This is a genomic window from Actinomyces oris (assembly GCF_006546825.1).
GTDB lineage: Bacteria > Actinomycetota > Actinomycetes > Actinomycetales > Actinomycetaceae > Actinomyces > Actinomyces oris.
Map to the genome: position 1 here is coordinate 117,133 of NZ_VICC01000008.1, position 19,685 is coordinate 136,817.

Here is a 19,685-nt window from a genome sequence, read left to right on the forward strand (position 1 = left end):
AGGGTCGGGATGTACTGGCCAAGGCTTGTGCGTACTGCACGAAGGCCCTCCCTACCTGGAGTACCCCCATCCTTCCTCCAGTAGCACCCGGGCCTCGTGCATTGCGACCAGACGACGCCGGACGCCACCCGATCTGCCGCGAGCAGCCTCGCCGCCCCTGTCGGTAGGGCACGCAGCGGCAATCGGGGTCGGTCAGCCGGCCCTTTGAGGGCCCGACGCCGGAAGAAGACAGTCCTCCGGCGTCGGGCCCCTCATCGAAACCACGACGATCACGAGGCCATCCCGGTGGAACGGATGGTGTGACAATGAGAGGTTCTCGCCTATCCTTGACACTCGAATGTGTCCCCCGTCGCACGCGAGAACCACGGAGGTTTCCATGAAGAAGGCCTGCTCCGCGATGACGCTTGGCGCGGCCGTGGCCCTGGCGCTGGCCGCCTGCGGGACGCCACCGGCCCAGCGGCCCTCCCGCAACCTGGAGGGAGCCAAGAACTTCACCGCCTGCATGCTCTCCGACGAGGGCGGATTCGACGACCACTCCTTCAACGAGTCCGGCAAGAAGGGCCTGGACCGGGCCGGCAAGGAACTGGGAGTCAAGACCATTGCCGTGCAGTCGGAGAACTCGGCCGACTACGCCACCAACATCTACGCGCTCATCCAGCAGAACTGCAAGCTCGTCATCGGCGTCGGCTTCAACATCGCCGCCGACCTGACCGAGTCGGCCAAGGCCAACCCCGACATCCAGTTCGCCCTCATCGACGCCTCCTTCATCGGCGCCGACGGCAAGCCCGCCACCCTGCCCAACACCAAGCCGCTGCTGTTCAAGACGGCCGAGGCCGCCTACCTGGCCGGGTACGCCGCCGCCGGCACCTCCCGCACCGGGGTCGTGGGCACCTACGGCGGCAAGCCCCTGCCCACCGTCCAGATCTTCATGGACGGCTTCGCCAAGGGCGTGGCCCGCTACAACCAGGACACCGGCGCCCAGGTCCAGGTCAAGGGCTGGGACACCACCACCGGCAAGGGCGGCTCCTTCGTCGGCAACTTCACCGACGCCGCCAAGGGCCAGGCCATCACCGAGCAGTTCATCTCCCAGGGGGCGGACATCATCATGCCGGTGGCCGGCCCCGTCGGCCAGGGCACGCTGTCCTCCGTGCGCCAGAAGAACGACGCCGGGGGCACCAACGCCGTCATCTGGGTCGACTCCGACGGCTACACCTCCTCCGGTGACGGCAGCATCATCATGACCTCCGTGGTCAAGGAGATCGGCAACTCGGTCTTCGACACCGTCAAGAACGCCTCCGAGGGGAGATTCTCCTCCGAGCCCTACATCGGAACCCTCAAGAACAACGGGGTGGCCGCCGCACCCTTCCACGACTTCGACTCCCGGGTGCCGGCGCCGGTCAAGGCCAGGCTCGAGGAGCTGCGAGGCCAGATCATCGACGGGTCCCTCGACGTCTCCACCCCCTACGACCCCTCCTGACCGCCCGGCCGGGGCCGGCGCCCCGAGCCTCCACCGCCACCCGGAAGCGAGCCTGTTGTGAAGCTTGAGCTGCGCGGGATCACGAAGGCCTTCGGGCCGCTCGTGGCCAACGACCATATCGACGTAACCGTCGAACCCGGCCAGATCCACGCCCTCCTGGGCGAGAACGGCGCGGGCAAGTCCACGCTCATGAACGTCCTCTACGGCCTCCACCAGCCCGACGCCGGAGAGATCCTCATCGACGACCAGCCCGTCACCTTCTCCGGGCCGGGCGACGCCGTGGCCGCAGGCATCGGCATGGTCCACCAGCACTTCATGCTCGTGCCCGTCTTCACCGTGGCCGAGTCCGTCGCCCTGGGCTACGAGCCGGTCGGGTCACTGGGGCTCCTCAACACCGGCGCCGCCGCCGCCAAGGTCACCGAGATCTCCCGCCGCTTCGGCTTCGACGTCGACCCCCACGCCCTCATCGAGGACCTGCCCGTGGGCGTCCAGCAGCGCGTGGAGATCATCAAGGCCCTGGCCAGAGACGCCAAGGTCCTCATCCTCGACGAGCCCTCCGCCGTGCTCACCCCGCAGGAGACCGACGAGCTCATCACCATCATGCGCGAGCTCAAGGCCTCGGGCACCTCCATCGTCTTCATCACCCACAAGCTGCGCGAGATCCGCGAGGTCGCCGACACCATCACCGTCATCCGCCGCGGCCGCGTCGTGGGCACCGCCGAGCCCACCGCCTCGGCCGCCGAGCTCGCCGGCCTCATGGTCGGCCACGACGTCTCCTTGACCGTCGACAAGCCCCCGGCCGACCCCGGGGACGATGGACTCACTCTGGAGGGCATCAGCCTCATCGAGGACGGCACCACCCTCCTTGAGGACATCGACCTGCACGTGCGCGCCGGCGAGATCCTCGCCATCGCCGGGGTCCAGGGCAACGGCCAGACCGAGCTGAGCGAGGTCATCCTCGGGCTACGGACGCCCACCACCGGCTCCATCGCCTTTGACGGCCAGGACGTCACCCGCCACACGGTGCGCCGCCGCCTGCGAGCCGGACTGGGCTTCGTGCCCGAGGACCGCACCACCGACGGCATGGTCGCCGAGCTCTCCGTCGCCGAGAACATGGTCCTGGACCGCTACGACGACCCCTCCCTGGGGCGGGGCCCGTCACTGTCCCCGACGCGCGTGCGCCACGCCGCCCACCGGATGCGCGAGGAGTTCGACGTGCGCGTCACCGACGTCGGCGACGCCATCTCCACCCTCTCGGGAGGCAACCAGCAGAAGGCCATCCTCGCCCGCGAGCTCTCCCGGCCCCTCAAGGTCCTCGTCGCCTCCCAGCCCACCCGCGGCCTGGACGTGGGCTCCATCGAGTTCGTCCACCGGCGCATCGTCGCCGAGCGCGACACCGGCACCGCCGTCCTCATCATCTCCTCCGAGCTCGACGAGATCTACGCCCTGGCCGATCGGATCGCCGTCATGTACCGCGGACGGATCGTCGGCACCGTCCCGGCCGACACCGCCCGCGACGCCCTGGGCCTCATGATGGCCGGCACCCCCGCCGAGCAGGCCCTCGACCCTCAGGAGCAGACACGATGAGCACCCCCACCACCGGCTCCAGCACCGAAGCGAGCCCGACGCCCCCGTCCGAGGACCACGCCGAGGAGCAGACCAAGCACGGCCCGAGCGGCCAGGGCGCCCTGTTGCGGCAGGTCGCCTCCTCACCGGCCGTCGTCGGGCTGCTCGCGGTCCTGACCGCCCTGATCCTCAGCTCGATCCTCATCCTCGCGGCCGACTCCGAGGTGCGCTACACCGCCACCTACCTGCTCAACCGTCCCGGCGACTTCCTCCACGCCACGGCCTCCACCCTGAGCGAGGCCTACAGCTCCCTGCTGCGCGGTGCCGTCTTCGACTGGCGCGCCACGACGGGCGTGCGCATGATCCGCCCCATCACCGACACCCTGACCAACGCCACCCCGCTCATCATCGCCGGGCTCGGCATGGCAGTGGCCTTCCGAGCCGGCCTGTTCAACATCGGCGGCCAGGGGCAGATGATCCTCGGTGCGATCACTGCCTGCTACGTGGGCATCGCCTGGAACCTGCCCCCGGTGGCCCACCTGCTGCTGGCCGTCGTCGGGGCCGCCCTGGGAGGACTGGTGTGGGGCGGCATCGCCGGCGTCCTCAAGGCCCGCACCGGCGCCAACGAGGTGATCGTGACGATCATGCTCAACTCCATCGCCGCCCACCTGCTCTCCCAGGTGCTCAGCCTCAAGGCCTTCAACGGGGAGGGAGAGACCGGCAACCGCAAGTCCCTGACCGTGGCGGATGCCGCCCAGTACCCCTCACTGGCCGGCGACTCCTTCCGCCTCCACGCCGGTTTCCTCCTGGCCCTGCTGGTCGCCGTGGCCGTGTGGTGGCTCATGGAGCGCTCCCGCCTCGGCTTCCAGCTGCGGGCCACCGGCCTCAACGCCGACGCCGCCCGCACCGCAGGCATGAGCGTGCCCTGGGTGACGAGCCTGGTCATGATGATCTCCGGCGCCCTGTGCGGGCTGGCCGCCACCGCGCCGGTCCTGGGCACCCAGAAGAGCATGGACGAGTCCGTCGTGGGCACCATCGGCTTCGACGCCATCACGGTGGCGCTCCTGGGCCGCTCCCGCCCCCTGGGGACCGTGCTGGCCGGCCTGCTCTTCGGGGCGCTGCGCGCCGGGGGCACCGCCATGCAGGCCGCCCCGGGCACCCACATCAAGATCGTCCTGGTCCTGCAGTCCACGATCGTGCTGTTCATCGCCGCGCCGCCCCTGATCCGGGCCATCTTCCGGCTCCCGGAGCGCCGCGACCCCCTCGGCGGCACCGCCCCGTCCCCCGCCTCAGTGCCGGCCGCAGCCCCGGCCGCTCCCGCCGCGAAGGAGGCCTGAGCCATGAGCGCATCAACCGCTTCTGCCGACTCTCACGCCGCGACCGCACCGGATGCCTCCGCGCCCGTGACGGCGGCGCCCATGGATCTGAAGATCCCGATCACTGGCGTCGTCGTGCTCCTCCTGCAGGGGCTCATGGCTCTGGGGGCCCGCGGCTCGACAACCTTCGACCTGACCGCCTCCTCCGACCTCTTCCGGCTCGGTGCCCCCGAGCTCAACGCGCGCCTGGTCATCCTCACCGCCGCCGGGATCGTCGCGGCGGCCACCGCCGTCGCCTTCGACCGGGCCCGGCGCCGCCGCAGGATCCCCACCTGGGCCGTCATCCTCATCGGCATCGGATTCGTCCTGGCCTTCCTGGCCTGGGCAGGGGCCGGAAGCCGCGGCGTCATCCCCCTGGTGACCATCCTGTCCTCCGCGCTGGGACTGAGCGTCCCCCTCGTCTACGGCTCACTGGCCGGGATCATCGGGGAGCGCTCGGGCACCATCAACATCGCCATCGAGGGCCAGCTCCTGGGCGGGGCCTTCCTGGGGGCCGTCGTCGCCTCGGCCTGCTCCAACCCCTGGGTGGGGATCCTGGCCGCCCCCGTGGCCGGAGTCCTCGTGGCCCTCCTGCTGGCCCTGTTCGGCCTGCGCTACCGGGTCAACCAGATCGTCGTCGGCGTCGTCCTCAACGTCCTGGTCTCCGGGCTCACCGGCTTCCTGTTCTCCACCTTCCTGTCCTCCAGCCCCAGCCTCAACCGGGCCCTGCGCCTGCCCACCCTGGCGGTCCCGCTGCTGTCCCGGATCCCGATCATCGGGCCGGTCCTCTTCCGCCAGACGATCCTCGTCTACCTCATGTACGCGGCCGTGGCAGTCCTGTCCGTCATGCTCTTCCGCTCCCGGTGGGGGCTGAGGCTGCGGGCCTGCGGTGAGCACCCCAAGGCCGCCGACACCGTCGGCATCAACGTCATGCGCACCCGCGTGGCCAACCTGGCCCTGGCCGGGGCGCTCGCGGGACTGGGAGGGGCCTTCTTCACCGTCGGCTCGGGCCTGTCCTTCGAGAACGACATGACCGCCGGCAACGGCTACATCGCCCTGGCCGCCATGATCCTGGGCGCCTGGCGGCCCCTGGGCTCACTGGGGGCTGCCCTGCTCTTCGGCTTCGCCACCTCCGTGGCCCAGACCCTGCCGGTCATCGGCAGCTCGGTCTCACCGGACATCATCTCCATGATCCCCTACATCGTCACGATCCTGGCGGTGGCCGGATTCGTGGGCAAGGTGCGTGCGCCGGCCGCCGAGGGGGTGCCCTACCCGTGAGCAGCATCGTGCCCACCGAACTGACCGACGCCCACTGGCGGGCCCTCCACGAGCTCGCCGTGGAGGCCATGACCCACGCCTACGCCCCCTACTCCCGCTTCAAGGTCGGTGCCGCCGCCCTGGTCGACGACGGCCGACTCGTCTCGGGATGCAACGTGGAGAACGCCGGCTACGGCGTCACCCTGTGCGCCGAGTGCGGCCTCGTCTCCGAGCTCACCCGCACCGGAGGAGGGCGCCTGGTCGCCTTCGCCTGCGTGGACGCCCACGGCCGGGCCCTGGCTCCATGCGGGCGCTGCCGCCAGCTCCTGAGCGAACACGCCGCCGACGGTATGGTGCTGGCCATGCCCTCGGGGATGATGAGCATCGACGAGGTCCTGCCCGACCGTTTCTGCGCCGACGACGTCGAACGCGTCGTCGGCCCGCAGAGCTGAGGGCCGGCTGACCAGCAGCCACAGATGAAGGAGAACCCCGTGACCGTCCCCGCCACGCCCTCCGTCGAGCCCTTCGACGCCGTCGACGTCATCGCCGCCAAGCGCGACGGCGCCACCCTGACCGACGCCCAGATCGACTGGGTCGTGGACGCCTACACCCGCGGCGCCGTCGCCGAGGAGCAGATGAGTGCCCTGGCCATGGCCATCTACCTGCGCGGCATGAGCCGGGCCGAGATCGCCCGCTGGACCGACGCCATGATCGCCTCCGGGGAGCGCATGGACTTCTCCGGCCTGACCCGCCCCACAGCGGACAAGCACTCCACCGGGGGAGTGGGGGACAAGATCACCCTGCCGCTGGCGCCGCTCGTGGCCGTCTTCGGAGTGAGCGTCCCCCAGCTGTCCGGACGCGGGCTCGGGCACACCGGCGGGACCCTGGACAAGCTGGAGTCCATCCCCGGCTGGCGGGCCGAGCTCACGGGCGAGGAGATCGCGGCGATGCTCGGCGCCGACGGCCCCGGCGCCGTCATCTGCGCCGCCGGGGCGGGACTGGCCCCCGCCGACAAGCGCCTCTACGCCCTGCGCGACACCACCGCCACCGTCTCCTGCGTCCCCCTCATCGCATCCTCGATCATGTCCAAGAAGATCGCCGAGGGGACCGGCGCCCTCGTCCTGGACGTCAAGGTCGGCTCCGGCGCCTTCATGAAGGAGTTGGGCCAGGCCCGCGAGCTCGCCTCCACCATGGTGGCCCTGGGCACCGACGCCGGCATGACCACCCGCGCCCTGCTCACCGACATGTCCACCCCGCTCGGGCGCACCGCAGGCAACGCCCTCGAGGTCGCCGAGTCCCTCGAGGTGCTCGCCGGCGGGGGACCGGCCGACATTGTCGACCTCACCGTGGCCCTGGCCCTGGAGATGTGCGCCGCCGCCGGCAGACCCGTCGAGGAGGACCAGGCCCGCGCCGCCCTGGCCGACGGACGCGCCATGGACATCTGGCGCGACATGATCTCCCGCCAGGGAGGTGACCCGGACGCGCCCCTGCCTCTCGCCCCGGAGACCGAGACCGTTACCACCCCGGCCGACGGGGTCCTGACCACCTTGGACGCCCTCGCGGTCGGGGTGGCCGCCTGGCGCCTCGGGGCCGGGCGGGCCCGCAAGGAGGACCCGGTCCAGGCCGTCGCCGGCGTCACCATGCACGCCAAACCGGGCGACGAGGTGCGCGCCGGTCAACCACTGCTCACCCTGCACACCGCCACCCCCGAGCGCTTCACCCGCGCCCGGGAGGCGCTCGCCGGCGGCATCGTCATCTCCGAGGCCGGATCGCCGGAAGCGGCCGACGCCGTAGCCCGCCGGGAGCATGGCGTCATCCTGGAGCGCGTCGGATGACCACGCCCCGGCCGGTGGAGCCGATCATCGTTGCCCGCGCCGTCAACTCCCGGCTGCGGGTGGGCCGCCTCACCCAGGCGGGCCAGGCCATCACCCTGACCCAGACCGACGGCACCACCTGCGGGCCCACCTGCCTCCTGGCCGCTCGCCTGCTCCTGGCGTCCGGCGAGCGCGCAGCGGTGACGGACGACCTCGCCCAGGAGATGACCGCCTCGCCATCCGGCCGGGAGGGCAAACAGTTGGTCTCCGTCCTGTCCCGCCAGCAGGTGCGGATCCAGCGGGCCATGAATGTCCGTGGCCTCGGGGGCCTGCCCTGGCCGAAGGCGCTCGGTTCCACGCCCTGGTCCATGGCTCGGCAGATGACCGAGATCGCGAGCGCCTGCACCCCGGGTGGCGGGCGCCGTCGTTACACGGTGAGGTGGGTGAGCGACCACGGGCCCGCCTGGGGCAGTGAGGTCGCCTCGATCCGTGAGGCGCTGGCAGGCGGACTCCCGGTCATCCTGGTCACCGGCGGCCCGCTCGTCCTCGACACCGACGTCGAGGGTGAGCCCACGGCGAGGGCGAGGCTGCGCACGTCCCTGGCACGCACCCCGGCCGTGCCCCGCCACTACGTCCTGGCCCTGCCCTGGCGGACCATCGGGCAGGAGGACCCCGGTGAGGGAAGCGCGCACATCTACGAGCCCTCCAGCGGCGCCGTGCGCCCCCTCGATCTGATCGCCTCGCGCGATCCGCACCGCCCCGGCCCTCGCGAGCTCGGCAACTGGCCCCGCATCCTCGCCGTCATCGCGCCCGAGAACTAACCATGGCGAGTATTCTTATAGCCCGAGAGGTTGAGAACCAGACACACCGATCTACGTTCCGGTGAGGGTGGTGCCTGATGACGACTGCTGGCCATGATGTGGATTCCCGAGACACTCAGCGAGCCCTGGCGATCATGATCCTTGCTGTCGGAGTCCTTGGGGCAGTGACGATCCTGTCCGTTCCCTTCAGTATTGGCCTGTACGGCCTGCGCGGATTATGGCTCCCGGCAGTTCTCCTCATCCCTCTCGCCCTGCAGGCGTGGGCGCTTCGCGTCCTCCGTCGGGCCGCGTCGACGTTGCCTGGATGAAACGGGTCGGGACATGATGTCGTGACTGCCCACCAGGAAGGACCCCCATGACCACGCGCGCCCGGATCGCCCGCCTCATCGACCATACCCTCCTCAAGCCCGAGGCCACCACCGCCCAGGTCGACGCGCTCATCGCCGAGGCCGCGGACCTGAACACCTACAGCGTGTGCGTCTCCCCGAGCCTCCTGCCGCTGGAGGTACCCGACGACCTGCACGTGGCCACCGTCTGCGGCTTCCCCTCCGGCGCCCACGCCACCTCCGTCAAGGCCGCCGAGGCCGCCGACGCCCTGGCCAAGGGCGCCGAGGAGATCGACATGGTCGTCAATCTCCGCCTCGTCAAGGAGGGTGACGCCGACGCCGTCGAGGCCGACATCCGCGGCGTGCGCGAGGCCTGCCGGGGCGCCCTCCTCAAGGTCATCATTGAGTCCGCCGCCCTCACCGATGAGGAGATCGTCTCCACCTGCCGCGCTGCCGAGGCCGCCGGGGCCGACTTCGTCAAGACCTCCACCGGCTTCCACCCCGCCGGCGGCGCCTCCACCCACGCCGTCGCCCTCATGCGCGCCACGGTGGGAGAGCGTCTCGGCGTCAAGGCCTCTGGCGGCATCCGCACCGCCGCCGACGCTCTGGCCATGGTCGAGGCCGGTGCCAGCCGCCTGGGCCTGTCCGCCAGCGCCGCCGTCCTGGAGGGGCTGGAGGACTGAAGGGAACCGTGCGTCGTCGCACGTCACCGCACCTCACGGACGGGCCCGGCACTGCAGCCGGGCCCGTCGTCGTCCCCTTCGGTATGCAGCAGGAAGGATCGCCTCAACTTGCCAAGTTTCGGGTCTCCGAAACTATACTCGGCTCTATGAGAACCATGCCCAGTATAAGTCGCCGCAGCGTCGTGGCGCTTGCCTGCCTCGCTCTGTCCGCTCCCGCCCTGGCTGCCTGTGGTCACAGCTCGACCTCGGCCGACGCCTCGGGGACGGTCAAGGCGGTCGCCTCCACGACGCAGATCTGCGACTACATCACCCAGCTCGCCACCGGAGACGCCTCCAGTGACCTCTCCTTCGACCGTACCGGAGCGGACGGCAAGACCCAGCACTTCGGAGCCGACGCCGCCAAGGCCAAGTCCCACCTCAAGCTCACCTGCCTGCTGGCCCCCAACGCCTCAGCGCATGAGCACGACATGACGACGGCCCAGTCCAAGGCCCTGTCCGAGGCGGATCTCTTCTTCATCTCCGGCGTCGACCTGGAGCACTTCCTGGACTCCGCCGTCGACTCCACCGGCTTCAAGGGCACCATGGTGGTCACCTCCGGGGTCGCCGGGGCCGCCGACGTCGACGACCTGGCCGCCCAGAAGAAGAAGGAAGAGGCCAAGCCCTACAAGGTCGACCGGGGCAGCGCCAAGGTCGAGGTCGCCAAGTGGCCCTTCCCACCGGAGGAGGGCGAGAGCGAGCCCGAGTTCCGCTTCGACCCGCACGTGTGGACCTCACCGAAGAACGCGATCGTCCAGGTCACCAACATCGGTGCCGCCCTGGAGAAGGCCGCCCCCGACCAGGCCGGCGTCTTCCGCAGCCACGTGGACGCCTACGTCGCCAAGCTCAAGAAGCTCGACGAATGGGCCGCCGGCTCCCTCAACTCGGTACCCCAGGACAAGCGGGTCCTGTTCACCAGCCACGACGCCTTCGGCTACTTCAGCAAGGAGTTCGGCGTGAAGTTCGAGGGGGCCGCCCTGTCCGACTTCAACGCCCAGCAGGACGCCACCGCCGACAAGATCCAGCAGACCGCGGACAAGGTCAAGTCCTCCGGGGCCGTGGCCATCTTCGCTGAGAACTCCAACAACCCCAAGTCCATCCAGAAGGTCGCCGAGGTCGCCGGAGTCAAGGCGGTCATCGGTGACGAGGCCCTCTATGGCGACTCCCTGGGGACCCCAGGATCCGACGGCGAGACCTACATCGGCTCCATCCTTCACAACGTCTCCAACCTCACCAAGGCCTGGGGCGGCACGGTCACCGAGATTCCCGCCGACCTCGCCCAGTGGACCCCGAAGGCCTCTGACGTCAAGTGAGGAACCGTATGACAGACCCCCGTGATCGCGCTCCCGCAATGACCTCCCCGACCACCACTTCCGAACCGGTCGTCACCCTGGAGGACGCCTCCTTCTCCTACGGATCCTCCACCGTGCTCACCGGTGTCACTGGTCGGGTCCCGGCCGGGCAGGCCCTCGCCCTCGTGGGTCCCAACGGCTCGGGCAAGACGACACTCATGCGGGCGCTGCTCGGCATGGTGACCGTCAGCAGGGGCCGGGTGCGTGTCAACGGGGCGGCACCGGGCAGAGCGCCACAGGGGTCCGTCGGATACGTTCCTCAGCTCAGCGACCTCGACCCCACCTTCCCCGTCACCGTGCGGGAGGTGGTCCAGATGGGCATGTACTCCCAGCTCGGCATCCTGCGGCGCCCCGGTGCCGAGGCCCGTCGTCGGGCGCTGGAGGCCCTCGAGAGCGTGGGGCTGGCCGACCGCGCCGAACGGCGCTTCGGCACCCTGTCCGGCGGCCAGCAGCAGCGCGTCCTCGTGGCGCGCTGCGTGGCCGCCCGGCCCCGCCTCATCCTCCTCGATGAGCCCTTCAACGGCCTGGACCAGCCCAACCGCGAGGCCCTGCTGTCCATCATCACCTCCCTCAAGGACCAGGGCATCTCCCTGGTCATCTCCACCCACGACCTCGTCCTGGCCCAGGAGACTTGCGAGCAGGCGGCCCTCCTGGCCGGACGGCAGATCGCCTTCGGCCCTCGCGACGACGTGCTCGTGGCCCGCTACATCGACGAGGCCTACGGCGGCCACGGCACCACCCGGCTGCTGGGGCTCCGTTTCGGCGCGGGCACGCAGGAGCCGTCATGAGTGAGGCGATGACGCTCTTCAGCCAGGCCCTCGAGCAGCTGCGCCTGGCGGTCCTCAACGTCCCCGGGCTCACCGGCCTAGCCGAGGCCCCCTTCCTCTTCCGCCCCCTGGTGATGGTGGTGCTTCTGGGCGTCGTCGCCGGCGTCATCGGTGTCATCGTCAACCTGCGCAGCGCCGAGTTCAGTGCCGAGGCCATGGTCCATGCCGTCTTCCCCGGGATCGTCGCCGGCGCCGTCTACTGGGGGATCGACGCGATCATTCCGGCGGCCTCCGTTGTCGCCGTCGCCGCGGCCGTGGTGCTGACCATCGTCTCGCACCGTTCGCATCGGGGGGAGGCCTCCGAGGCCGGCACCGCCGTCGTCCTCACCAGCTTCTTCTCCGTCGGGCTCATCCTGTCCCTGGCCAAGGGCGACATGTCCGGCCAGCTCGAGGCCCTCATGTTCGGCCGACTCCTGGAGGTCACTGATGAGCGCCTCGCCCAGGCGCTCATCGTGTGCGCCGTCGCACTGCTGCTCATTGTGGCGACCTGGAAGGAGCAGGTGGCCTACGCCTTCGACCGCACCGGCGCCCGCGCCTCCGGGCTGAGGCTGCTCGCGCTCGACCTGGTCCTCAACACCGCCATCGCGGCCGCGGTCGTCTCCGCCTCGACGGCGGTGGGGATCCTCCTGGTCATCGGCTATCTCGTCATCCCCGGTGCGACGGCGCGCGTTCTTGCCTCCCGGGTACGCACCATGGTCCTGGTCGCCATCGCCGTGGGTGTGGGTGGGGGATACCTGGGCATGCTGCTCATGGCCCTACCCGGGACCTCCGACAAGCCGATCTCACCGCAGGCCACCGTGGCCCTGGTGATGACCGGGATCCTCCTGCTCGCCGTCTGCCTGGCCACCGCGCGCGAACGGCTTCACAGGATCCGCCACCGGGCTCGCTCGGCGCAGCCCGCAACGGTGGCGACGACCTCGACGACGGAGGGCTCGGGGAGAGGCGTGACCCCGATGGCCAAGAGGAGCCGGGTATGAGAATCGGGTTCGACATCCTCCTGCTGCCCATCATCGAGGTCGTTCTCATGGGGCTCCTGGCCGGGCTCGTGGGGGCGCTCGCGCTGGTTCATCGCCGGATCTTCTTCACCGAGTCACTCACTCACGCGACCTTCCCCGGAGCGATCGTCGGTGTGGTCACCGCCGCCTGGTTCTCGCGGGCGGTCCTTGGCCAGCGCGCCGACTTCACCCTCCTGTCCGCGCTGGTGCTGGTGGGAGCCGCCTTCATGTGCCTGCCGATGATCTGGCTCATGCGGCGACTGTCCCAGGTTCCCGGGATCTCCTCCCAGTCGGCCGCCGGCGTTGTCCTCACCTTCGGATTCGCCCTGGGCTACTTCCTCAACAAGTGGTTCGCCCCGCTGCCGATCAAGGTGGACTCCTTCCTGGCCGGTTCCGTGCTCAACGTCAATCGCGTCGATGTCATTGCCGTCGGCGCCGTCCTGGCGCTGACGGTCCTCCTGCTCGCGGTGATCGGGCGGTTCCTCACCTTCTACAGCTTCGACCCGCTGGGATACTGCGCCAGCGGTCTGAAGCCCGCCTGGGCCGAGGGGACCGTCATGGTCATGATTACCCTGACCATCGTGATGCTCGTTCCCGCCGTCGGCACGATTCTGCCCATCGCGCTCATCGCCGCGCCCGCGGCCGCGCTGGCGCCGTGGACGCGCACCATGAGCCGGCTGCTGATCGGCGCCCCGATTCTCGGTGCGGCGACGTCCCTGGCCGGGCTGTTGATCGCAGTGCAGCTGAGCCTGTCCGCAGGCGGAGTCATCGCCGTGGCCTGTGGAGTGGTCTACCTGGTCTCAGCCCTGCTCCACTGGGCCGCGACGCGCGGAGCCTGGGTGCGAGTGCCGCTGCTACGCCGGGGCTGAGCCCGCGCCGATCCTGCGCGGGTGCCCCGGCGACGCCGGAGCCAGGCCTGTAGTGGGTGGGGTTTCCTCAGGCAGCGATCCCCAGAATGCCGCGCAGGTCGGCCTTGATGGCCTCCAGGCGCTCAGCGGCCGCCTCCCGAACCTGGGCCACCGGAGTGTCATTCGTCGGCAGAATCACCTCGCAGTAGCACTTGAGCTTGGGCTCGGTCCCTGAGGGTCGCACGACCACCCGGTCATCCGAGGCCGTCACCCACACCAGGCCGTTCGTGGGGGGAAGGGTGCCGCCGTTGCCGTCCGAGATGCCGTCGAGCAGATCCACCGTCTTGGTGATCGGGGAACCGGCGAGCTTGGCCGGTGCCCCGCCCGAACGCAGACGCTCCATGGTGCTGGTGATGATGTCAAGATCCTCGACTCGCATGCTCAACGGGCTCGTGGCGTGCAGCCCGTGCTCCCGCGCGAGCCGGTCGAGCAGATCCTGCAGGGTCCGGCCCTGCTGCTTGAGCACGGAGGTCAGCACCGCCAACCGCACGGAGGCGGAGATGCCGTCCTTGTCCCGCACCGCGGCAGGATCGACGCAGTAGCCCAGGGCCTCCTCGTAGCCGAAGACCAGGCCCGGCTCACGGCTGATCCACTTGAAACCCGTCAGGGTGCGGCGGAAGCCCAAGCCGTGGGACTGGGCGATCCGGCGCAGCAGGCGGGAGGAGACCACGGAACAGGCCAGGACCCCGTTGCCGGCGAAAGCGGCCAGCTCGGCGGCCTGCTCACCCAGGAGCGCGCCGACCTCATCGCCCGTCAGCTGACGCCAGCCGCCGGGAGCGTTCTCGTCCGGGATCGCCGCCGAGCAACGATCCGCATCGGGATCGTTGGCGATCACCAGGTCCGCATCGACCTGACGGGCCTTGTCCAGCGCCAGGTCGAGCGCCCCGGGCTCCTCCGGGTTGGGGAAGGCGACCGTCGGGAAGTCCGGATCCGGCTCGAACTGCTCAGCCACCTCGACGACGTCGGTGAACCCGGCTCGCGCGAGCACCTCACGGCAGGTGGCCCCACCCACGCCGTGCATCGCCGTCAACACGATCTTCACCGGGGCGGGGGCCGTCATCCGAGCCGCCTGAGCGGCCCGCTCGATGTACTCCTCCCGGATCTCCGGGTCGACCGTCTCCCAGCCCGACTGCGGGCGGGGCACGGAACTGACCGGGCCGACGGCGTCGATCGCCGCAGCGATCTGGCTGTCATAGGGGGGAACGATCTGGGCCCCCTGACCTGAGTCGGTCACGGCCCGCCCGCCCAGGTAGACCTTGTAGCCGTTGTCCTGGGGAGGGTTGTGCGAGGCCGTCACCATGACGCCGGCGTCGGCCTCCAGGCGCCGCAGCGCGAAGGCGAGTACCGGGGTCGGGCAGTGCGACTCGAAGAGAATGGCCCGACCGCCCGCGCCGGTGACGACCGCGGCCGTATCGAGGGCGAACTGCTCGGAGTTGTGGCGGGCGTCGTAGCCGATGACGACGCTGAAGCCCTCACCGAGACGGTCCTTGAGGTAAGCGGACAACCCCGCCGCGGCGCGGATGACGACGACCCGGTTCATCCGGTTGGGGCCCCCGCCCAGACGACCTCGCAGGCCGGCCGTGCCGAAGGCGAGGGTGCCGCTGAAGGCGTCGCTGAGTGCCCTGCGAGCCGCCTGGGCCTGCTCGCCATGAGAACGCGCGGCGCTCAGCAGCTCAGTGAGTTCGGCGCGGGTGACGGGGTCCGGATCGTCCTGGATCCACGCGTCCACGGCAACGTCGTCGTACACATCTTCAGGGCCTCGGGTCATATCTGCGACGGTACCGCGCGATAACTTCTGGAAACGCTCACAATGACGCTCCTCACTGGTGTTTCCAAACACAAGGAGAATTCAGTCACCAGGGTGACGGAGAGCCCCTGAAGATAAGATGTCTTGAATTAAATTGGCGGTATAATTCGGGTTTGTTTTGAGAGTTCTGAGAGATGAGATGCTGGTGAGAAAGGTGTGGGTGGCGGGGATGAATTTCTGGGACTTTTGTCCCTCACGTCCCCTCTTCTTCTGCGCACTGAATACGTCGCCGTCTCGGCGGGATTAGGGGATCATGACCGCATGAGTTCACGTCAGTCCTACCGCAAGGGACCAGTGGTGCTGCGCGGCACCCAGATCCCCACCCAGACCACCGACGCGCGATTGCTGAGCAGTGACGCCGACGCCGACTGGCTCCACGCCGACCCGTGGCGGGTCATGCGCATCCAGGCGGAGTTCGTCGAGGGCTTCGGGGCCCTGGCGGAGCTGGGGCCGGCCATCAGCGTCTTCGGGTCAGCCCGCACCAAGCCCGAGGATCCCACCTACCGGGTGGCCATGGAGGTGGGGGCGGGGCTGGCACGCGCCGGTTACGCCGTCATCACCGGAGGCGGCCCGGGCATGATGGAGGCCGCCAACCGCGGCTGCCACGAGGCCGGCGGCACCTCAGTGGGGCTGGGTATCGAGCTGCCCCACGAGCAGGGCATGAACGAGTACGTCGACCTCGGGGTCAACTTCCGCTACTTCTTCGCCCGCAAGACCATGTTCGTCAAGTACTCCGACGGATTCGTCGTCATGCCCGGCGGAATGGGGACCCTCGACGAGCTCTTCGAGGCACTCACCCTGGTCCAGACTCAGAAGATCTCCTCCTTCCCCATCGTCCTGGTGGACAGCGGCTACTGGGGTGGGCTGCTGGAGTGGCTGCGCACCTCGATGATCGAGCGCGGCATGATCGCTGCGAGCGACCCCGACCTGCTGCACGTCGTCGATGACGCTGAGGCGGCCGTGGACTACGTGGTCAGTGCGGCCCGCAGGCTGCGCGACGGCCGGGCGGGGGCGTGAATCGCGTCATGGCGGGCCCGTCCTCGAACCTTGCACCTTGAATGTCGTAGAATATGACAGGTCGCGCGGCGATGTGCCCGCGCAGCACTGACGAAAGGTGAGCACATGGCTGCCATGAAGCCCCGGACCGGAGACGGCCCCCTCGAAGTCGTCAAGGAAGGCCGCGCTATCATCATGCGGGTTCCGCTTGAGGGTGGTGGTCGACTCGTCCTCGAGATCACGGCCGATGAGGTCAAGGCACTCGGAGAGGCCCTGGCCAACGCCAAGATCTGACCGATCCTGGCGCCCGGGGGCAGCCGGGTACCACTGGGACCTCGGCGTCGAGGAGCCGGTGGCCGAGTCATCCAGCCTCGCGAGAGAGGGCCGGACCCAATGCGGGTCCGGCCCTCTTCGTCGTTCCGGCCGGTTGGGCGGTGAACAGTCAGGTCTGGCGCACGGAGACGAGCAGGCCGTCTCCGACGGGCAGCAGCGTGGTCAGCAGCGCGCGGGAGGCCCGCAGCGCCTTGCCGAGCTCGCGGGCTGCCACGGTGGTGACGTCACGGCGGGCCGGGTCGGCCACGTGGTCGTTCCACAGGGCCCGAGTGACGGCCAGGACCCCGCCGGGGCGCAGCATTCGCAGGGCGTTGGAGGCCAGGAGGATCGCCTCCTCCGGGGCGACGTCGAGCACCACCATGTCGTAGGAGCGGGCCGCCATCCGGGGCATGACGTCCGAGGCCCGCCCCTGGATGATGCGGGTGCGTGAGGAGGGATAGCCGGCCCCGTCGAAGGCGCGACGCGCCTCGCGCTGGAGCTCGGGCTCGACATCGATCGTGGTGAGGACCCCGTCAGTGCCCATGCCGCCCAGCAGCCACAGGCCCGAGACGCCGGTGCCGGTGCCGACTTCGGCCACGGACTTGGCTCCCACTGAGGCGGCCAGCATCCGCAGCGCGGCTCCGGTCCCCGAGGACACCGGGGTGATGCCGAGCTCGAGCCCGCGTATGCGGGCCTGGGCGGTGGCCTCGTCCTCCGCGGTGAAGTCCTCCGTGTAGGACCAGCTCAGCGTCTTGTCCGCACTCACTGTGAGCCTTTCTTCTGCTGCGGGGTGCCAGGCGCACCCCTCAAGCCACATTGTTCCAGGTGTTCGGCCTGATAGGCGGAAGGGCGCTCGCCCGGGTGAGTCCGCCGGTAGGCGAACCGAGGCGGATTCGGACCGGTGGGACTCCCTATACTGAGCGGCGTGTTCGGCATCAACGGATCTGAGTTCCTCGTCATCATCCTGGTGGCGGTGATCGTGGTGGGGCCGCAGCGCTTGCCCGAGTACACCCGCAAGCTCACGCAGATGGTGCGTCAGCTCCGGGTGTTCCTGGACAACGCGCGCAGCCAGATCGCTGAGGAGGTCGGCCCCGAGATGGCCGACCTGGACCTGTCCAGCCTCGATCCGCGCCAGTACGACCCGCGCAAGATCGTGCGCGACGCCCTGGGGGAGGACATCGACGCCATCCGCGAGGATCTCGCCCACCCCTTCCGCTCCGTCGGCTCAGCCGCCAAGGAGATGTCCGACGACGCCGCACAGGCTGTCAACGACGTGGTCAAGAAGGATCGGGCCACGTCGCTGAGCAAGCAGATCGAGGCCAAGCGCGACGAGCGGCTGGCCGAGAAGGATGCCGAGAAGGCTGAGAGCAGCGGGAGCACCGAGGGCTCCGAGAACTCCGAGAGCACTGAGGGTGTCGAGAACGCTGAGAGCCCGCAGAGCGCTGAGCAGGCAGCTGCCGCTCCGCCGCGGGGAGTGCTCCAGCAGGCGGACGACGTCGAGGATGACGCCGAGGCCGAGACTGAGGCTGGGTCAGTCGAGTCGGTCGAGTTGGTCGAGTCGGCCGACGGGGCTGAAGAGACTGAGCCGGAGAAGACAGAGCCCGAGCAGTCCGGGGAGGCCGAGGACACGGAGGGCACTGAGCAGCCGGAGCAGTCCGAGCGTCCGGCCGAGCCGGAGCCGGTCGAGGTCCCGACAAGCCTGGTCGAGCCGCAGGCCGCTGCCTCCGGCGAGGATGCAGGGGACGCCACCGCGGCGGGTGATGACTCCCGTACCCGCGTGCGTCCTCTGTCCCCGCGCGACATCGTGCGCGCCGCCAACGCCGCCGCCCGTACCCGCGCCGAGGCTGCGCGCATCGCCGTCGACTTCTGACCCGTACGAGCTTCGCCCCATCGAGCCGGGCGAAAGAGCCGTCGGGCGATGTGACCAATGCCGGACTCGGTAAGAGAGCCGGCGGGGCCGGCATCAGGCCGGGGTGACCCCCAGGCTCTTGCCGGCCAGGCCGCGGGAGCGGTGAGTCAGGCGCTGGGCCACAGCGGACAGCTCCAGGGCTGCGGGGGCGTCGGCGGCCGGCTTGCCGTCCTGGGCCACGGTGGCCGGCAGTCCGGTGTCGGAGCCCTCGCGCAGGCGGATGTCCAGTGGCAGCTGGGCCAGCAGCGGCACCTCGTAGCCGAGGGTCTCGCTCAGGGAGGCGCTGACGATCTCGCCCCCGCCGGAGCCGAAGATCTCCAGGCGTGAGCCGTCGGGCTGGGGCATGTAGGACATGTTCTCGATGACGCCCACCACCTTCTGGTGCGTCTGGGTGGCGATGAGGCCGGTGCGCTCGGCGACCTCGGCGGCGGCCGTCTGCGGGGTGGTGACCACGAGAATCTCGGCGTTCGGGAGCAGCTGGGCCACGGAGATCGTCACGTCGCCGGTGCCGGGCGGCAGGTCCAGCAGCAGGACGTCCAGGTCGCCCCAGAACACATCGGACAGGAACTGCTGGACGGCGCGGTGCAGCATGGGGCCGCGCCACACAACCGGTTGCTTGTCCTCCACGAACATGCCGATGGAGATGACCTTTACCCCGTGGGCCACAGGCGGCACGATCATGCCGTCGAGCTGGGTGGGCACCCGCTCCACCCCCAGCATGCGGGGGATGGAGAAGCCGTAGATGTCGGCATCCACCACGCCCACGCTCAGGCCCTGGGCGGCCATGGCGGCGGCGAGGTTCGCAGTCACCGAGGACTTGCCGACCCCTCCCTTGCCGGAGGTGACGGCGTAGACCCGGGTGAGGTTGCCCGGCTGGGTGAAGGGAACCACCGGTTCGGCGGCCCCACCGCGCAGGCGGCGCCGCAGCTCGGCCTTCTGCTCATCGTTCATGACGCCCAGGCTCACCTGCACCTCGGTGACACCCTCGACGGTGCTGACCTCGCGTCGGGTGTCGGCGGTGATCGTGTCCTTCAAGGGGCACCCGGCCACGGTCAGGAGCACCTCGACGCTGACCACGCCGTCCTCGGCGATGTCAACGGAGGAGACCATTCCCAGGTCGGTGATGGGGCGGTGCAGCTCGGGGTCGATGACCCTGGCCAGCGCCTCCATGACGGCGTCATGAGTCGGTTGCGTCATGGGCCCATCCTAGGGGTGCCGTCGAGCGCCACGACAGGTGGCGAGTC

General features: G+C 69.8%; 18 protein-coding genes. 15 read left to right on the plus strand and 3 right to left on the minus strand.

Annotation, left to right across the window (positions count from 1 at the left end):
• Positions 1–376: 376 nt before the first annotated feature.
• The 12 genes from FK267_RS12330 (at position 377) to FK267_RS12390 (ending at position 13,378) form a co-directional block, all read left to right on the plus strand.
• On the plus strand, positions 377–1,477 hold the full coding sequence (locus tag FK267_RS12330) for a BMP family lipoprotein (protein WP_141407371.1): 1,101 nt from the start codon (positions 377–379) through the stop codon (positions 1,475–1,477).
• 57 nt (positions 1,478–1,534) lie between these two features.
• Positions 1,535–3,064: an ABC transporter ATP-binding protein gene (locus FK267_RS12335; protein WP_141407372.1), complete on the plus strand. Its 1,530-nt coding sequence runs from the start codon at positions 1,535–1,537 to the stop codon at positions 3,062–3,064.
• On the plus strand, positions 3,061–4,380 hold the full coding sequence (locus FK267_RS12340) for an ABC transporter permease (protein ID WP_141407373.1): 1,320 nt from the start codon (positions 3,061–3,063) through the stop codon (positions 4,378–4,380). Before FK267_RS12335 ends, FK267_RS12340 begins: the two co-directional genes overlap by 4 nt.
• 3 nt (positions 4,381–4,383) lie before the next feature.
• The gene (locus FK267_RS12345; RefSeq protein WP_141407374.1) at positions 4,384–5,676 is read left to right on the plus strand and encodes an ABC transporter permease; all 1,293 of its coding nucleotides are present in this window, start codon (positions 4,384–4,386) and stop codon (positions 5,674–5,676) included.
• Entirely contained in the window at positions 5,673–6,107 is a 435-nt protein-coding gene (locus FK267_RS12350) for a cytidine deaminase (RefSeq protein WP_003789641.1), read from the plus strand. Before FK267_RS12345 ends, FK267_RS12350 begins: the two co-directional genes overlap by 4 nt.
• A gap of 24 nt (positions 6,108–6,131) precedes the next feature.
• Positions 6,132–7,490, plus strand: coding sequence for a thymidine phosphorylase (locus FK267_RS12355; protein WP_141407375.1), 1,359 nt, complete (start codon positions 6,132–6,134; stop codon positions 7,488–7,490).
• Complete coding sequence (locus FK267_RS12360; protein WP_141407376.1) at positions 7,487–8,290, plus strand: hypothetical protein; 804 nt, start codon at positions 7,487–7,489, stop codon at positions 8,288–8,290. The genes FK267_RS12355 and FK267_RS12360 overlap by 4 nt, the downstream gene beginning before the upstream one ends.
• 355 nt (positions 8,291–8,645) lie before the next feature.
• Complete coding sequence (gene deoC / locus FK267_RS12370) at positions 8,646–9,299, plus strand: deoxyribose-phosphate aldolase (protein ID WP_075377758.1); 654 nt, start codon at positions 8,646–8,648, stop codon at positions 9,297–9,299.
• Between the two features lie 146 nt (positions 9,300–9,445).
• Positions 9,446–10,648 (plus strand): metal ABC transporter substrate-binding protein, encoded by a 1,203-nt coding sequence (locus FK267_RS12375; RefSeq protein WP_141407378.1) that lies wholly within the window; start codon positions 9,446–9,448, stop codon positions 10,646–10,648.
• Positions 10,649–10,656: 8 nt separating this feature from the next.
• Positions 10,657–11,475, plus strand: a complete 819-nt coding sequence (locus FK267_RS12380; protein WP_141407379.1) for a metal ABC transporter ATP-binding protein — start codon at positions 10,657–10,659, stop codon at positions 11,473–11,475.
• Positions 11,472–12,491 carry a metal ABC transporter permease gene (locus FK267_RS12385; protein ID WP_141407380.1) on the plus strand — a complete coding sequence of 340 codons (1,020 nt, stop codon included), beginning with the start codon at positions 11,472–11,474 and terminating at the stop codon, positions 12,489–12,491. The genes FK267_RS12380 and FK267_RS12385 overlap by 4 nt, the downstream gene beginning before the upstream one ends.
• Complete coding sequence (locus FK267_RS12390) at positions 12,488–13,378, plus strand: metal ABC transporter permease (RefSeq protein WP_141407381.1); 891 nt, start codon at positions 12,488–12,490, stop codon at positions 13,376–13,378. Before FK267_RS12385 ends, FK267_RS12390 begins: the two co-directional genes overlap by 4 nt.
• A gap of 67 nt (positions 13,379–13,445) precedes the next feature.
• Here FK267_RS12390 and FK267_RS12395 read toward each other — a convergent pair whose 3' ends face one another.
• Positions 13,446–15,185, minus strand: coding sequence for a phospho-sugar mutase (locus FK267_RS12395; protein ID WP_075375217.1), 1,740 nt, complete (start codon positions 15,183–15,185; stop codon positions 13,446–13,448).
• A gap of 300 nt (positions 15,186–15,485) precedes the next feature.
• Here FK267_RS12395 and FK267_RS12400 point away from each other — a divergent pair, with 300 nt between their 5' ends.
• Entirely contained in the window at positions 15,486–16,241 is a 756-nt protein-coding gene (locus FK267_RS12400; RefSeq protein ID WP_070511805.1) for an LOG family protein, read from the plus strand.
• 105 nt (positions 16,242–16,346) lie between these two features.
• Positions 16,347–16,514, plus strand: a complete 168-nt coding sequence (locus FK267_RS12405; protein ID WP_009396029.1) for a DUF3117 domain-containing protein — start codon at positions 16,347–16,349, stop codon at positions 16,512–16,514.
• Between the two features lie 148 nt (positions 16,515–16,662).
• On the opposite strand, the gene FK267_RS12410 is transcribed toward FK267_RS12405, so the two are convergent.
• On the minus strand, positions 16,663–17,298 hold the full coding sequence (locus FK267_RS12410; protein ID WP_009406302.1) for an O-methyltransferase: 636 nt from the start codon (positions 17,296–17,298) through the stop codon (positions 16,663–16,665).
• A 159-nt stretch (positions 17,299–17,457) separates the two neighbouring features.
• Between FK267_RS12410 and FK267_RS12415 the strand changes: the two genes are divergently transcribed.
• Positions 17,458–18,402 (plus strand): twin-arginine translocase TatA/TatE family subunit, encoded by a 945-nt coding sequence (locus tag FK267_RS12415; protein WP_141407382.1) that lies wholly within the window; start codon positions 17,458–17,460, stop codon positions 18,400–18,402.
• 93 nt (positions 18,403–18,495) lie between these two features.
• Here FK267_RS12415 and FK267_RS12420 read toward each other — a convergent pair whose 3' ends face one another.
• Complete coding sequence (locus FK267_RS12420; RefSeq protein WP_075375215.1) at positions 18,496–19,638, minus strand: Mrp/NBP35 family ATP-binding protein; 1,143 nt, start codon at positions 19,636–19,638, stop codon at positions 18,496–18,498.
• Between the last annotated feature and the right edge of the window lie 47 nt (positions 19,639–19,685).

Coding starts and splice junctions, on each gene's coding strand:
- FK267_RS12390 (WP_141407381.1), top strand. CDS start 12,488: ATGAGAATCGGGTTCGACATCCTCCTGCTGCCCATCATCGAGGTCGTT.
- FK267_RS12400 (WP_070511805.1), top strand. CDS start 15,486: ATGAGTTCACGTCAGTCCTACCGCAAGGGACCAGTGGTGCTGCGCGGC.
- FK267_RS12405 (WP_009396029.1), top strand. CDS start 16,347: ATGGCTGCCATGAAGCCCCGGACCGGAGACGGCCCCCTCGAAGTCGTC.
- FK267_RS12385 (WP_141407380.1), top strand. CDS start 11,472: ATGAGTGAGGCGATGACGCTCTTCAGCCAGGCCCTCGAGCAGCTGCGC.
- FK267_RS12330 (WP_141407371.1), top strand. CDS start 377: ATGAAGAAGGCCTGCTCCGCGATGACGCTTGGCGCGGCCGTGGCCCTG.
- FK267_RS12375 (WP_141407378.1), top strand. CDS start 9,446: ATGAGAACCATGCCCAGTATAAGTCGCCGCAGCGTCGTGGCGCTTGCC.
- FK267_RS12360 (WP_141407376.1), top strand. CDS start 7,487: ATGACCACGCCCCGGCCGGTGGAGCCGATCATCGTTGCCCGCGCCGTC.
- FK267_RS12395 (WP_075375217.1), bottom strand. CDS start 15,185: ATGACCCGAGGCCCTGAAGATGTGTACGACGACGTTGCCGTGGACGCG.
- deoC (WP_075377758.1), top strand. CDS start 8,646: ATGACCACGCGCGCCCGGATCGCCCGCCTCATCGACCATACCCTCCTC.
- FK267_RS12345 (WP_141407374.1), top strand. CDS start 4,384: ATGAGCGCATCAACCGCTTCTGCCGACTCTCACGCCGCGACCGCACCG.
- FK267_RS12380 (WP_141407379.1), top strand. CDS start 10,657: ATGACAGACCCCCGTGATCGCGCTCCCGCAATGACCTCCCCGACCACC.
- FK267_RS12355 (WP_141407375.1), top strand. CDS start 6,132: ATGAAGGAGAACCCCGTGACCGTCCCCGCCACGCCCTCCGTCGAGCCC.
- FK267_RS12420 (WP_075375215.1), bottom strand. CDS start 19,638: ATGACGCAACCGACTCATGACGCCGTCATGGAGGCGCTGGCCAGGGTC.
- FK267_RS12340 (WP_141407373.1), top strand. CDS start 3,061: ATGAGCACCCCCACCACCGGCTCCAGCACCGAAGCGAGCCCGACGCCC.